13 protein-coding genes and 1 pseudogene are annotated in these 14,001 nt (G+C 58.6%); 8 read left to right on the forward strand and 6 right to left on the reverse strand.

The features are described 5' to 3' along the window. Positions 1–96: 96 nt before the first annotated feature. Together IFT99_RS21955 and dcd are read right to left on the reverse strand one after the other, a co-directional pair. Positions 97–315, reverse strand: coding sequence for a hypothetical protein (locus IFT99_RS21955; protein WP_065992572.1), 219 nt, complete (start codon positions 313–315; stop codon positions 97–99). 109 nt (positions 316–424) lie between these two features. Continuing rightward, a complete protein-coding gene (dcd, locus tag IFT99_RS21960; RefSeq protein WP_002554836.1) occupies positions 425–991 on the reverse strand; it encodes a dCTP deaminase in 567 nt (188 codons plus the stop codon). A 310-nt stretch (positions 992–1,301) separates the two neighbouring features. Here dcd and IFT99_RS21965 point away from each other — a divergent pair, with 310 nt between their 5' ends. Then, entirely contained in the window at positions 1,302–1,511 is a 210-nt protein-coding gene (locus IFT99_RS21965; protein WP_002554837.1) for a cold-shock protein, read from the forward strand. A gap of 164 nt (positions 1,512–1,675) precedes the next feature. Here the strand turns inward: IFT99_RS21965 and apbC are convergent, their stop codons facing one another. After that, positions 1,676–2,770 (reverse strand): iron-sulfur cluster carrier protein ApbC, encoded by a 1,095-nt coding sequence (apbC, locus tag IFT99_RS21970; RefSeq protein ID WP_192135125.1) that lies wholly within the window; start codon positions 2,768–2,770, stop codon positions 1,676–1,678. Positions 2,771–2,953: 183 nt separating this feature from the next. Between apbC and metG the strand changes: the two genes are divergently transcribed. From metG to IFT99_RS21990, 4 genes and pseudogenes are all read left to right on the forward strand, one after another. Next, positions 2,954–5,002, forward strand: a complete 2,049-nt coding sequence (gene metG, locus IFT99_RS21975) for a methionine--tRNA ligase (protein WP_192135132.1) — start codon at positions 2,954–2,956, stop codon at positions 5,000–5,002. Positions 5,003–5,069: 67 nt separating this feature from the next. After that, a pseudogene (gene rsxB / locus IFT99_RS21980) lies at positions 5,070–5,900 on the forward strand (electron transport complex subunit RsxB); the annotation flags it as partial. A gap of 20 nt (positions 5,901–5,920) precedes the next feature. Continuing rightward, on the forward strand, positions 5,921–6,559 hold the full coding sequence (gene nth / locus IFT99_RS21985) for an endonuclease III (protein WP_065992564.1): 639 nt from the start codon (positions 5,921–5,923) through the stop codon (positions 6,557–6,559). A gap of 105 nt (positions 6,560–6,664) precedes the next feature. Next, the gene (locus IFT99_RS21990) at positions 6,665–6,847 is read left to right on the forward strand and encodes a PA3496 family putative envelope integrity protein (protein ID WP_065992563.1); all 183 of its coding nucleotides are present in this window, start codon (positions 6,665–6,667) and stop codon (positions 6,845–6,847) included. 102 nt (positions 6,848–6,949) lie between these two features. Here the strand turns inward: IFT99_RS21990 and IFT99_RS21995 are convergent, their stop codons facing one another. After that, positions 6,950–7,576, reverse strand: a complete 627-nt coding sequence (locus IFT99_RS21995; RefSeq protein WP_192135137.1) for a response regulator transcription factor — start codon at positions 7,574–7,576, stop codon at positions 6,950–6,952. Between the two features lie 1,148 nt (positions 7,577–8,724). Here IFT99_RS21995 and IFT99_RS22000 point away from each other — a divergent pair. Continuing rightward, entirely contained in the window at positions 8,725–9,279 is a 555-nt protein-coding gene (locus tag IFT99_RS22000; protein WP_244657052.1) for a hypothetical protein, read from the forward strand. A gap of 169 nt (positions 9,280–9,448) precedes the next feature. Here the strand turns inward: IFT99_RS22000 and IFT99_RS22005 are convergent, their stop codons facing one another. Both IFT99_RS22005 and IFT99_RS22010 read right to left on the reverse strand, forming a co-directional pair. Further along, positions 9,449–10,666, reverse strand: a complete 1,218-nt coding sequence (locus IFT99_RS22005) for an argininosuccinate synthase (protein WP_065992560.1) — start codon at positions 10,664–10,666, stop codon at positions 9,449–9,451. A 130-nt stretch (positions 10,667–10,796) separates the two neighbouring features. Next, positions 10,797–11,783: a flagellar protein MotY gene (locus IFT99_RS22010; RefSeq protein WP_192135139.1), complete on the reverse strand. Its 987-nt coding sequence runs from the start codon at positions 11,781–11,783 to the stop codon at positions 10,797–10,799. 144 nt (positions 11,784–11,927) lie between these two features. Between IFT99_RS22010 and pyrC the strand changes: the two genes are divergently transcribed. Continuing rightward, positions 11,928–12,974, forward strand: a complete 1,047-nt coding sequence (gene pyrC, locus IFT99_RS22015; protein ID WP_065992558.1) for a dihydroorotase — start codon at positions 11,928–11,930, stop codon at positions 12,972–12,974. Next, positions 12,971–13,648, forward strand: a complete 678-nt coding sequence (gene rnt, locus IFT99_RS22020) for a ribonuclease T (RefSeq protein ID WP_192135141.1) — start codon at positions 12,971–12,973, stop codon at positions 13,646–13,648. The genes pyrC and rnt overlap by 4 nt, the downstream gene beginning before the upstream one ends. Positions 13,649–14,001: the final 353 nt, after the last annotated feature.

Here is a 14,001-nt window from a genome sequence, read left to right on the forward strand (position 1 = left end):
GCTTTGATGACTTACCGGGTCGCACCAAGTGGGCGCCACTGAATTGGCAGAAGACAGGAGGTTCCCGCCGATGCCCAGGCAACGGCGGGAGCTGAATCAAGCGACCGGTGCAGGCGGTGGCTCGTCCGGAATGGTCGGCACGCCCGGCTCTAAGGGTTGCTCAAAGTCCGGGGTGTCAGGATTAGGCTGCCCGGGAATACCCCCGGCGACCATGTTATTGAGGTGTGGATGCGCTAACAGCGACCAAGCCAGCAACCCAACCTGATTGGGACTCGGGTCGGTTTCATTGCTGCTGGTGTTGATGTGTCTCTTCATAGGGCACTCCTGAGCGTTGGCCCCACCCGCATGGTGCCGATGGGAACAGTTCAGTCAATAGAGTGCGAATTCCGAGACAAATTCAGTAACGGGCTGACAAATGGCATGATTACGTGCGGGGCAGCGTTACACCGCGTTGGCCTTGGTACTTGCCACCACGGTCCTTGTAGGACACCTCACACTCTTCGTCGGACTCCAGGAACAGCATCTGGGCAACGCCCTCGTTGGCGTAGATCTTCGCCGGCAGCGTGGTGGTGTTGGAGAATTCCAGGGTCACGTGGCCTTCCCATTCCGGCTCGAGGGGCGTGACGTTGACGATGATGCCGCAGCGCGCGTAGGTGCTCTTGCCGAGGCAAATGGTCAGAACATTGCGAGGAATACGGAAATATTCGACGGTACGTGCCAGCGCAAACGAGTTCGGCGGGATGATGCAAACGTCGCTTTTGATGTCTACAAAACTTTTTTCATCGAAATTCTTAGGGTCGACGGTGGCCGAATTGATGTTGGTGAACACCTTGAATTCGTCGGCGCAACGCACGTCGTAGCCATAGCTGGAGACACCGAAAGAGATCACCCGATCAGCGCCTTCGCCGCGCACCTGACGCTCCACGAACGGCTCGATCATGCCGTGTTCCTGCGCCATGCGGCGAATCCACTTGTCCGATTTGATGCTCATGGCGGTGTCCTGAATAGCGAGGTGAAAAAGATGTCCGGCATCTTACCGGTCGAACGCCCCGGGTTCAAAGATTGCGCGCCGTGCGCATTAAGGTCGTTGAGCCACCTCAAGAAAAAATCTCGGACAGACCCTTTGCACATTCCGGAAAAAGGGGTAAGGTGACCCCACTGTGTTGCTTGTGTCACTGAGAATATCTACACGATGTTGAATTTCGATCCAACCATCTCCAAGAATTTTTCCTGCTCTTTGCACTCAGTCTCGGCCAGGGCATTTCCTGAGTCGCAGTTAACTTTGTCCAAGGAGATACACCATGTCTAATCGCCAAACTGGTACCGTTAAGTGGTTCAACGATGAAAAAGGCTTCGGCTTCATCACTCCACAATCCGGTGACGACCTGTTCGTTCACTTCAAAGCTATCCAATCTGACGGCTTCAAAAGCCTGAAAGAAGGCCAACAGGTCTCTTTCATCGCTACCCGCGGTCAGAAAGGCATGCAAGCTGAAGAAGTTCAAGTTATCTAACTTGTACTGATTCGCTTAAAAGACCCCGCCCTCAAAAGCGGGGTTTTTTTACGCCTGCATAAAGGCTACTGCTGCACATCCCCTCTGCCCCCTACCTCGCCTCTTGCTAACGCGACATGCCGATCGTCCGGCACATCGCGCCTCCAGCTTTCAGCTTCAGCGGATCAGTCGTCGCTCACAGAGATGTTCGGCATCTGCGCACTCGCAGCTTCCTGCAACACAATACGCGCGCCGACATGACGCGCCAGCTCCTGGTACACCATCGCAATCTGGCTCTCCGGCTCGGCAATCGCCGTCGGCTTGCCGCCATCGGCCTGCTCTCGAATCAACATGGACAGCGGCAGCGAGGCCAGCAGCTCGACGCCATATTGCGTCGCCAGCTTTTCCCCTCCGCCTTCGCCAAAGAGATGCTCGGCATGGCCGCAGTTCGAGCAGATGTGCACGGCCATGTTTTCGACGACACCTAGCACCGGGATATTGACCTTGCGGAACATCTCCACGCCTTTCTTCGCGTCCAGCAATGCAAGGTCCTGCGGGGTCGTGACGATCACTGCGCCCGCGACCGGCACTTTCTGCGCGAGGGTCAGCTGGATATCACCGGTGCCAGGCGGCATATCGATGACCAGGTAATCCAGATCATTCCAGGCGGTCTGAGTCACCAGTTGCAGCAGTGCCCCCGACACCATCGGCCCTCGCCAGACCATCGGCGTGTTGTCGTCGGTCAGAAACGCCATGGACATCATTTCGATGCCATGGGCCTCGATCGGCACGAACCACTTCTGATCCTTGATCCTGGGACGGGTGCCTTCGGCGATGCCGAACATGACGCCCTGGCTCGGGCCGTAAATATCGGCGTCAAGAATGCCGACGCGCGCGCCTTCTCGGGACAGCGCCAACGCCAGGTTCGCCGCCGTCGTGGATTTACCGACACCGCCTTTGCCGGACGCAACGGCCACAATGTTCTTCACATTGGCCAGGCCGGGGATCTGGCCGAGGGCTTTGTGGGGATGAATGACCGAGGCGATCCGGACACTGGCCGAGGCGATCCCATCCAGCCCTTCAATCGCCATCTGAAGCATCTGTGCCCAGCCGTTCTGGAACAGCGCGGCGGCGTAACCCAGTTCCAGCTGGACACTCACGCGGTCGCCTTCGATCTCGATGGCGCGGACACACCCGGCGCTGACCGGGTCCTGATTCAAGTAAGGATCGGTGTACTGGCGAAGGACGGCTTCCACCGTTGCGCGATTGACAGCGCTCATGGGTGACTCCCTATAAAGACTGACTAAAACAGGCGGCCATCCTACCTTGTATGCCCGATAAAGAACGCAACGACGTTTCCTTTCAAGCGCATCGGCAGATTCCGACATGCAGCGCGGGATGAAAAAAAACGCTCAGGCCTTTATAGTGGCCGACCTCCGTTTCACTTCAAGTAGCCGAGCCCAATGTCCGAGCCACGCAAGATTCTCGTCACCAGCGCCCTGCCCTATGCCAATGGTTCCATTCACCTTGGCCACATGCTCGAGTACATCCAGACCGACATGTGGGTGCGCTTTCAAAAGCACCGTGGCAACCAGTGCATTTACGTGTGTGCGGACGACGCCCATGGTTCGGCCATCATGCTGCGCGCCGAGAAAGAAGGCATTACGCCCGAGCAGTTGATCGCCAACGTGCAGGCCGAGCACAGCGCCGACTTCGCTGACTTCCTGGTGGATTTCGACAACTTCCACTCCACCCACGCTGATGAAAACCGTGAGCTGTCGAGCGAGATCTACAAACGCCTTCGCGACGCCGGCCACATCGCCACGCGCTCCGTGACGCAATATTTCGACCCGGAAAAGAAAATGTTCCTGGCCGACCGCTTCATCAAAGGCACCTGCCCGAAATGCGGCACTGAAGACCAGTACGGCGACAACTGTGAAAAGTGCGGCGCCACCTACGCCCCGACTGACCTGAAAGATCCGAAGTCGGCGATTTCCGGTGCAACCCCGGTGCTCCGGGACTCCAAGCACTTTTTCTTCGACCTGCCGGCATTCGACGCCATGCTCAAGAGCTGGACGCGAAGCGGGACGTTGCAGGACGCCGTCGCCAACAAGATCGCCGAATGGCTCGATTCCGGCCTGCAGCAGTGGGACATCTCCCGCGATGCGCCGTATTTCGGCTTCGAGATCCCCGACGAGCCGGGCAAGTATTTCTACGTGTGGCTGGATGCTCCCATCGGCTACATGGCGAGCTTCAAGAACCTCTGCGCACGTCGCCCGGAACTGGACTTCGATGCCTTCTGGCGCAAGGATTCGACGACCGAGCTTTACCACTTCATTGGCAAAGACATCGTCAACTTCCATGCGCTGTTCTGGCCAGCGATGCTCGAAGGTTCGGGATTCCGCAAGCCTACCGGCATCAACGTGCACGGCTACCTGACCGTCAACGGCCAGAAGATGTCGAAATCCCGCGGCACTTTCATCAAGGCGCGTACGTACCTTGAGCACCTGTCGCCGGAGTACCTGCGTTACTACTACGCCGCCAAGCTGGGCCGTGGCGTCGACGATCTTGACCTGAACCTTGAGGACTTCGTGCAGAAGGTCAACTCTGACCTGATCGGCAAGGTGGTTAACATCGCCAGTCGTTGCGCGGGCTTCATTCAGAAAGGCAACGCAGGTTTGCTGGTGGCGGGCAACGCAGAGCCCGAGCTGACCGACGCTTTTCATGCCGCAGCGCCAAGCATTGCCGATGCCTACGAGGCACGTGACTTTGCCCGCGCAATGCGCGAAATCATGGCCCTGGCCGACCGCGCCAACGCCTGGATTGCAGACAAGGCGCCCTGGTCGCTGGCCAAGCAGGAAGGCAAGCAGGACGAGGTCCAGGCGATCTGCGCACTGGGCATCAATCTGTTCCGTCAGTTGGTGATCTTCCTCAAGCCTGTATTGCCGAATCTGGCCGCAGACGCCGAGCAGTTCCTCAACGTTGCGCCACTGACCTGGGATGACCACCAGACGCTGTTGAGCAATCATCAGCTCAACCCGTTCCAGCCCCTGATGACCCGCATCGACCCTGTAAAAGTGGAAGCCATGACCGACGCATCGAAAGAAGACCTGGCCGCCAGCGCCACTGACACTGGTGCGGCACCACAGAGCAATGGCGAACTGACGAAAGACCCGCTCTCCCCGGAGATCGACTTTGATGCGTTCGCGGCAATTGACCTGCGGGTCGCGCTGATCGAAAAAGCCGAGCACGTCGAAGGCGCCGACAAGCTGCTGCGCCTGACGCTGAATATCGGCGACGAGAAGCGCAACGTCTTCTCCGGCATCAAGAGCGCTTACCCGAACCCGGCAGAGCTGGAGGGTCGGTTGACCATGATGATCGCCAACCTGAAGCCTCGGAAAATGCGCTTCGGTATCTCCGAAGGGATGGTGATGGCAGCGGGTCCTGGCGGTGAAGAGATTTACCTGCTGAGCCTTGACAGCGGCGCCAAGCCCGGTCAGCGCATCAAGTAACCCGCCCCGAACCGCCACATTCTGCACATTATCGACGGCCCGCTCGGGTCGTCGATCGGGTCCAAGCATGAGCCTGATTCAGCGCATCGACGCCTTGCTGCCACAAACCCAGTGTGGGAAATGCGGCCATCCGGGCTGCCAGCCCTACGCTGAAGGCATTGCGGCCGGCGAAGCCATCAATAAATGTCCACCCGGTGGCGACGAGACCATCGCGGCACTGGCTCGACTGCTGAACGTGCCAGTCCTGCAACTGGACATCGAACGCGGTAGCGCGCCGGCGCAGGTTGCGTTTATTCGCGAGGCCGAGTGCATCGGCTGCACCAAATGCATTCAGGCCTGCCCGGTGGACGCGATCGTCGGCGCTGCCAAGCTGATGCACACCGTCATCGTTGAGGAATGCACCGGCTGTGACCTGTGCGTTGCCCCCTGCCCGGTCGACTGCATCGACATGCTGCCGCTGCCGATGACCGCGATTCCTTTCATTGGCGATTGTGCAATGGACGACGCCCAGCGGTCGGTCAGGGCCGTCAAACGCAGTCGCGCACGGCAACGCTTTGATGCGCGCTCCGCTCGCCTGCAGCGCGATGAGCAGCGACGGCAGGCCGAACGCCAGGCTCGCCAGCCGCGGACTGTCACACCTGCCGTTCCCCAGCCAGACCCGGCGCAAGCCGCGCTGGCCCGAATTCGCTCAAGACCTTCAGCGGGTGGCGATGCGGCGTTGAAACAGGCACGCGCCCAGGTCGCGATGAGCAGAGCACAATTGCTGAAGTCGCTGAAAGCCTTTGGTCACCCGCCCATTGCCGAACAAGCCGCACAACTCGTGCAGTTGCAGCGCGGCCTCGACGAGGCTGAGCATGCGCTCGCCCAATTGCAGGACCCGACGCCCTCGGCACCGTCTTCTCAGGAAACGCCTACCCCATGAACGCCGCCAAACGCCTTGAGATCTTTCGTCGTTTGCACGAAGACAACCCCGATCCTAAAACGGAACTGGCCTACTCCACACCGTTCGAGCTCCTGATCGCCGTGATTCTCTCGGCACAGGCGACCGATGTCAGCGTCAACAAGGCCACGGCGCGTCTATATCCCGTGGCCAATACGCCTGAGGCGATTTACGCGTTGGGCGTCGAGGGTTTGTCTGCCTATATCAGGACCATCGGCCTGTACAACAGCAAGGCGCGAAACGTGATCGAGACGTGTCGCCTGCTGGTTGAACTGCACGGAGGGGAAGTGCCGCAAACCCGAGAGGCCCTCGAAGCCCTCCCCGGCGTTGGCCGCAAGACCGCGAACGTGGTTCTGAATACTGCGTTCCGCCAGTTGGCAATGGCGGTCGATACGCACATCTTCCGCGTCAGCAACCGTACCGGCATCGCACCCGGGAAGAATGTCGTGGAAGTTGAAAACAAGCTGATGAAGTTCGTGCCCAGGGGTTACCTCATGGATGCGCACCACTGGCTGATCCTTCACGGCCGTTACGTGTGCATTGCGCGCAAGCCTCGGTGTGGCAGCTGCCGGATCGAGGACTTGTGCGAGTACAAGGCAAAGACCTCTGACGATTGAACGATAGCGTCCCAAGGCTTTGATCGATTAAAAAAATCTTTTTTACCCGCGCGGGGTTTGTCGCTATAAGGAGCGCCAACGACTGTTCACGCCTGAGGCTGAATCATGAGCGATGAAAAAGACACCATCGAAGTGGACGACGACTTCGTCATCGAAGAGCCGGAAGAAGTCCTGCCCGTACCGGTAGAGACCGCCAAGACCAACCTCAGCAAGCGCCGCACCATCGATAACCTGCTGGAAGAGCGTCGTCTGCAACGGCAGCTTGCAGACTACGATTTCGATTTCTGATCGCTCCTTGAAACGCTCTGCCTGAAGGCCTCTCCCTCGAGAGGCTTGGGCAGAATACAGGGTCTGAAAACGCCGCCTTGAAGCACCGTTGTTCCTCGGCCATCAAACGAGGCCGTTACGTTGGGCGAGCTCGATAAGGTCAACCAGCGAGTGCGCATTGAGTTTGAGCAACAGACGCGTCTTGCACGTGCTGACAGTCTTGTTGCTCAGGAACATGCCGTCAGCGATTTCCTTGTTGGTCTTGCCGCGGGCCAACTGCTGCAACACCATCATTTCCCTACCCGACAGTCGATCCACCATCTCCGCCTCACTGGCATTGCCGAGACTGGAGCGCACCGTGTGCAGCGCCTGATTGGGGAAGTAACTGTAACCGGACAACACCGCCTTGATGGCGCTGAGCAATTCGGTCAAATCCTGCTGTTTGCAGACATACCCCGCCGCCCCCGCCTGCATGCAGCGCATTGAAAAATGCCCGGGCGCCTGGGAGGTCAGGATCAGCACTTTGAAGGCCAGCGTCATCGCCGACAATCGGGCGATGACCTCCAGACCATCCAGCTTGGGGATACCGATGTCCAGAATGACAATGTCCGGCAAGTGCTCGCGCGCCAGTTGTAACGCATCCACGCCGTTATCCGTCTCGGCAATGACTTCGTAGCCATGACGTTCCATCAACATGCGTACGGCGAGCCTAATGACAGGGTGATCATCCACGATCAACACTTTATTCATGAGCAGTCCATTCTTCGCTGTTCGAATTTTCAGAGCCCGCACAATAGCTTAGTCGTTTAGTGCTTTGCATGGCGCTCCTCCCTGCAGACCAGCAGGCAAAGACCTTTCTCACTCAACCAACAGAAAAATCCTACAAAACCTGCCCTATCCGCTCTATTTTTTACGATGTTCAATCCCGTCTCAGTACGTGACCGCATAATTCCCAAGACCGCAAGTGGTAATTTTTGAATCCTGACTTCCCTAAGCTTTTCTGCCTATATGACTGCAGGTTGATAGCTCGGTTTGTCCTAAGGTTGATCCACGATTTGGTTGCTCCGCCGACCGGTTTGGATGTGCGAAAGCCAGGGCCATCCGTGACGCCCGGAAAAATGAGATTCCTCTTTAAAACACGGCTTCTGGCCACCGGGTGACAGCCCGTTCACCACGAGTGTTATGACTTCAGCATATGCCCATCTTACCGGGCCGCCAGCAAACAAAAATCATAAAATATTGCAGGCCCGGCGAGGCGTCGGCGACCGCACACACTTGGTTAACTTACACACGCGGGTTCGACGAGTTTCATTACATATAAATACTCGAAAGAGCCTACAACGGGTTCAGAAATGTCTGAACAGCCCGAATCAACTTTCAACTATTCTTACCCGGGACGTGGGCACGGAGCAGCCTGGAAAGTTACAGCGCTTAACCACCTCCAAACCCTGCGACTCAATTCAATAACGACTGGATCACATCACCCGCTTTTAAAAAAAGGGGCTCGGCCGCCTTCCACGTAATACTATTCGACACATAACATCCAGCACCCTCACGTCATTCCAGAAAAATACTACATAACTAACGGACTATTATTACCGCCAAGAACTTCACCCAATGGCGTTAAAAAACAAACCGCCCATTTTTTGGCTTTTTACTTGCCAAACCTATTACCAGTCGTTACTTTTTGATGAGCGAATGGTTCAACCCACTGTTAGTTAGTGGCTCTTATCACAATACAAGATTATTGCGCATATAAAGGCGGGGGCTTCTTTTGCCAGCGGTCCGTGCGCAGGCCACTCTTCGGCATGAATAAAGCATTCAGTGTTTAAACGTTCTTAAGCGTGAACGTCCCGACAGTGCAGGCTGTTTAGTTGATATGTTCAAAGGAACCTACCATGACCAAGAAAATTAAATACCCCATTGGCGCAAGCAGCGACCCTCTAAAGCTGGCGGAAGCGGTAGAGCGCTACGTTTCCCAAGGCGGCGTTATTAACGTCATTGCAGAAGGAGAGTCGCGGGAGACCGAATCGTCCCGGCAAACCCGGGACGCCGATCCGGAAGCGGAGCTGTGCACCAAGGTCGATCTGCTCAAGGGGCTAGTGGCCAAAGGAGCTGGGGTCGCGGCGCTGCAATACTCGCTGCGCATGAACCAGAAGGACATCAAGCGCCTGGCCAGCGAGAACGGTCTGAAGATCCGCTATTGCCAGCCTGTTCGCCGATCACGCACGTCCCGGCAAAGAGAGCCGGTAACCCTGGACGACGCCATTGCCGGACACGCCATGCATTACTCGGCGCTGGGCTACACCGTTCCTGAAATCGCTCAACTACTGGGCGTCGGGGTACGCGATATCCGGGACATTGGCAAAGCCTATCGTTTTGAGTTTCGAACAACTTCGCAGGGGGATACGGCTGAGAAAACCGCTGGCGAGGAGACAGATTTGTCAACATGACGAATGAGATGACGCACAGCGAGAGCACGTCTTTTAGCGCCTGTAAAACGAGGCAATAACCGGCCAGCGTGGGGGCGGAAAGAGTGTCGAATGAATGGCCAGCGGCACAGGGAGGACAGATGTAATGAGTGCAGCCCTGAACAGGGCTGCACATCAATCACGACAGCGATCAGAACAACTTGCGGCCCTTGTTCGCTGCAATGCGCATGCGCAATGCGTTGAGCTTGATGAAGCCCGCCGCATCTGCCTGGTTGTACGCGCCGCCGTCTTCTTCAAACGTCGCGATGTTCGCATCGAACAGCGACTCGTCGGACTTGCGACCGGTCACGATCACGTTGCCCTTATAAAGCTTCAGGCGCACGACACCATTCACGTGGGCCTGCGACGCATCGATCATCTGTTGCAGCATAAGACGCTCAGGGCTCCACCAGTAGCCGGTGTAAATCAGGCTGGCGTACTTGGGCATCAGCTCGTCTTTGAGGTGAGCGACTTCGCGGTCCAGGGTGATCGACTCGATCGCACGGTGACCACGCAGCATGATGGTGCCGCCCGGGGTCTCGTAGCAGCCGCGGGACTTCATGCCGACGTAGCGGTTCTCGACGATGTCCAGACGACCAATGCCGTGCTCGCCGCCGATGCGGTTCAAGGTGGCAAGGACGGTGGCCGGGGTCATTTCAACACCGTCCAGCGCCACGATGTCGCCGTTGCGATAGGTCAGCTCCAGATACTGCGGCTTGTCCGGTGCGTTTTCCGGCGACACTGTCCACCGCCACATGTCTTCTTCGTGTTCGGTCCAGGTGTCTTCCAGCACGCCGCCTTCATAGGAGATGTGCAGCAGGTTGGCGTCCATCGAGTACGGGGATTTTTTCTTGCCGTGGCGCTCGATCGGGATCGCGTGCTTCTCGGCGTAGTCCATGAGCTTCTCGCGGGACAGCAGGTCCCACTCACGCCATGGCGCGATCACTTTCACGCCAGGCTTGAGCGCATAGGCGCCCAATTCGAAACGAACCTGGTCGTTGCCCTTGCCGGTAGCGCCGTGGGAAATGGCGTCAGCGCCGGTTTCGTTGGCGATTTCGATGAGTCGTTTGGCGATCAGGGGACGTGCGATGGAAGTACCCAACAGGTACTCGCCTTCATAGACGGTATTGGCGCGAAACATCGGGAACACGAAATCACGCACGAACTCTTCGCGCAGGTCATCGATGTAGATTTCTTTGACGCCCATGGCTTGCGCCTTGGCGCGTGCTGGCTCGACTTCTTCGCCCTGACCCAGGTCAGCGGTGAAGGTCACCACCTCGCAGTTGTACGTATCTTGCAGCCACTTGAGGATTACCGAAGTATCCAGGCCACCGGAATACGCGAGAACTACCTTGTTTACGTCCGCCATGCCATCACTCCAACGCGTTGTACGGAAAACCGACGAGTTTACCGTTCACGCGCGGGAATTTACAGTGTCGCGACAGCTTCTGACGACAAAGCGACAGATTCTGTCAGTCAGACGACTTCGCTGCCCGTCGTCAAGAGGCCTTGGCGGGGGCCGCGCTTGCCGCTGTGGCGGGCGCAGCGCCTGGGGTTGGCGTGGCGGCAGGTGCTGGCAGTGGGGCCGGCGTCGGCGCAGGTGCAGCGGATTGCGTCACGGCCGGGGTCTGCTGCGCCACACGCTCCAGGTGAATGTTCACCCGGCGGTTGCGCGCGCGATTGGCGTTGTTGGTGTTTGGCGCCAGCGGGTATTGCTCTCCATGGAAACGCAGGGTGATCTGCTCTTCCGGGACGCCCTGGGCTTTAAGGTAGTCCATGACCGACAGCGCGCGACGCCGTGACAGGTCGCGGTTGGTCAACCGGTTGCCGCTGTTGTCGGAATGGCCGTCCAGTTCGACGTGATTGACCGTCGGATCAGCCTTCATATAAGCCAGCACAGTGTCCAGCTTGCGCCTGGCCGTAGCGTCCAGCTCGATGCCGCCACCCGGGAAACCGATCTCGGACTGCCGCACTTGCTCGAAATTCATCGGCAACAGCTTCGCGGTACAGACCTGGAAGTCACCATAGGCTTTGCTGAATTTGACCGGCAACAGCCTGACTTCCATCGCGCCGCCGCCATCTCGCAGGGTGTGACGAATCATCGGGCTGCGACCTTCCATCAAACCCGCGATCAGCCGCGTGGCCTGGGCCTGGTTGGTATTGAAAGGAATCTCGCCGTTGCCGACTTTCACTGCGCCAAGATTGAGATCTCCGCGACCCGGCTGCCACGGCGCCGCCGCGGCAATCAACGTGGCCGAGCCGGACGAAAGGCTGTAGCCATTTGCCTTCAGCCGAAACGTCGGTTGCTCGCCCGCGCGTCGCACGAATTCGCCCGCACCGAAATCGGCGATCGGTTGAGTCAGTCTGCACTCGAACTGGTCGCCTTCCACCTTCCACTCAATATTCTCCAGACGCGTCTGGAAGGTGAGCGCCACGGCCGGCAGGCTGGCAAACGCGCTGAGCAGGGCTAGATATCGCTGGCGCACGGGAGGCTCCACTAAATTCACGTGTAACAAGATTTATGACTTACACGTGGCTATCGGTAACTTCCCGCAAAACTTGATAGCGAGTGCCTGGAGGAGTCTTTTCCGGTAGCATTCCCAGCGAGTTTGACCCGCCTGGAATCCCCAATGTCCGAACGCCTGACCCTCCTGCGCCCCGACGACTGGCATATCCATCTTCGAGATGGCGCTGTTTTGCCCCACACCGTCGCCGACGTAGCGCGCACCTTTGGCCGCGCGATCATCATGCCGAACCTCGTGCCCCCGGTACGCAACGCGGAGCAAGCGGACGCCTATCGTCAGCGCATCCTCGCTGCACGTCCGCAAGGCAGCCGCTTCGAGCCGCTGATGGTGCTTTACCTCACTGACCTGACGCAGCCCGAGGAGATTCGCGCCGCGAAGGCCAGTGGCTTCGTGTATGCCGCCAAGTTGTACCCGGCAGGCGCGACGACCAATTCCGATTCCGGTGTCACCAGCGTCGACAAGATCTTCCCGGTGCTCGAGGCGATGGCTGAGGTGGGCTTGCCGCTGCTCATCCACGGCGAAGTGACCCGCGGCGACATCGACGTGTTCGACCGTGAAAAGATTTTCATCGACGAGCACATGCGACGTGTCGTCGAGCGTTTTCCGACGCTGAAAGTGGTGTTCGAACACATCACCACCGCCGACGCCGTGCAGTTCGTCAATGAAGCTTCGGCCAATGTGGGCGCGACCATCACTGCCCACCATTTGCTGTACAACCGCAACCATATGCTGGTCGGCGGCATTCGCCCTCACTTCTATTGCCTGCCGATTCTCAAGCGCAACACCCACCAGGTTGCCCTGCTCGATGCCGCCACCAGCGGCAGCAGCAAGTTCTTCCTCGGTACGGACTCCGCGCCCCACGCGCAGCACGCGAAAGAAGCGGCGTGCGGTTGTGCCGGCTGCTACACCGCATTCGCCGCCATCGAGCTTTACGCCGAGGCGTTCGAATCACGCAACGCGCTGGACAAGCTGGAAGGCTTCGCCAGTTTGCACGGCCCGGCGTTCTATGGTCTGCCGACCAACACCGACACCATTACCCTGGTTCGTGACGAGTGGACGGCCCCCGCCAGCCTGCCGTTTGGCGAGCTTTCTGTTATCCCGCTGCGCGCCGGTGAAAAACTGCGCTGGCGCCTGCTGGAGGAACACGCGTGAGTGAAGATCATTACGAAGACGAGCAAGAAGGCTCCGGCGGCGGCACTGGCTCCCGGCACCCGATGGCTGCCCGTTTTCGCGGTTACCTGCCCGTTGTCGTTGACGTAGAAACTGGCGGGTTCAATTGCGCCACTGATGCGTTGCTGGAGATCGCCGCCACCACCATCGGCATGGATGAGAAAGGCTTTGTCTTCCCGGACCACACCTATTTCTTCCGTGTCGAACCGTTCGAGGGCGCCAACGTGGAAGCCGCGGCGCTGGAGTTCACCGGCATCAAGCTGGATCACCCGCTGCGCATGGCCGTGAGTGAAGAAACCGCGCTGACGGACATCTTCCGCGGCATCCGCAAGGCGCTGAAAGCCAACGGCTGCAAGCGTGCGATCCTGGTCGGCCACAACGCCAGCTTCGACCTGGGCTTTCTCAACGCAGCGGTCGCGCGGCTGGACATGAAGCGCAATCCGTTTCACCCGTTCTCCAGCTTCGACACCGCGACGCTGGCGGGCCTTGCGTACGGCCAGACTGTCCTGGCCAAAGCCTGCCAGTCGGCGGACATCGATTTCGACGGTCGCGAGGCCCACTCGGCCCGTTACGACACCGAGAAGACTGCCGAGCTGTTCTGCGGCATCGTCAACCGCTGGAAAGAAATGGGCGGCTGGCACGACTTCGACAACTGAGTCGATGCGGCTGCGCAATAAACGAACCGGCCCATGTGGCCGGTTTTTTTATGGGTGGGGATTGGCAGGCAGTGATCGGCTCAAACTCCGTCAGCGCCCCGACTGGCCCCTTCCCGGCTAAAGCCGGTCCCACTAAAAGCAGGGCGTGCATTCAGCGAGATCGGCGGCGCCCCCCTGTAGGACCGGCTTCAGCCGGGAAGCTCTTGATCTGCTTCTGATCTGCTTCTGATCTGCTTCTGATCTGCCTTTGATCTTCATACGCAAAAAGCCCAAACACCGCAGAACGCGACTTGGGTGCAGGCTGAACGCAGGTTTCGCGGAGTGGGCCGAGCGGCATGGATGCCGCGAGAGCC

This window comes from Pseudomonas sp. CFBP 8772, assembly GCF_014841665.1.
In the GTDB taxonomy this organism is placed as follows: domain Bacteria; phylum Pseudomonadota; class Gammaproteobacteria; order Pseudomonadales; family Pseudomonadaceae; genus Aquipseudomonas; species Aquipseudomonas graminis_B.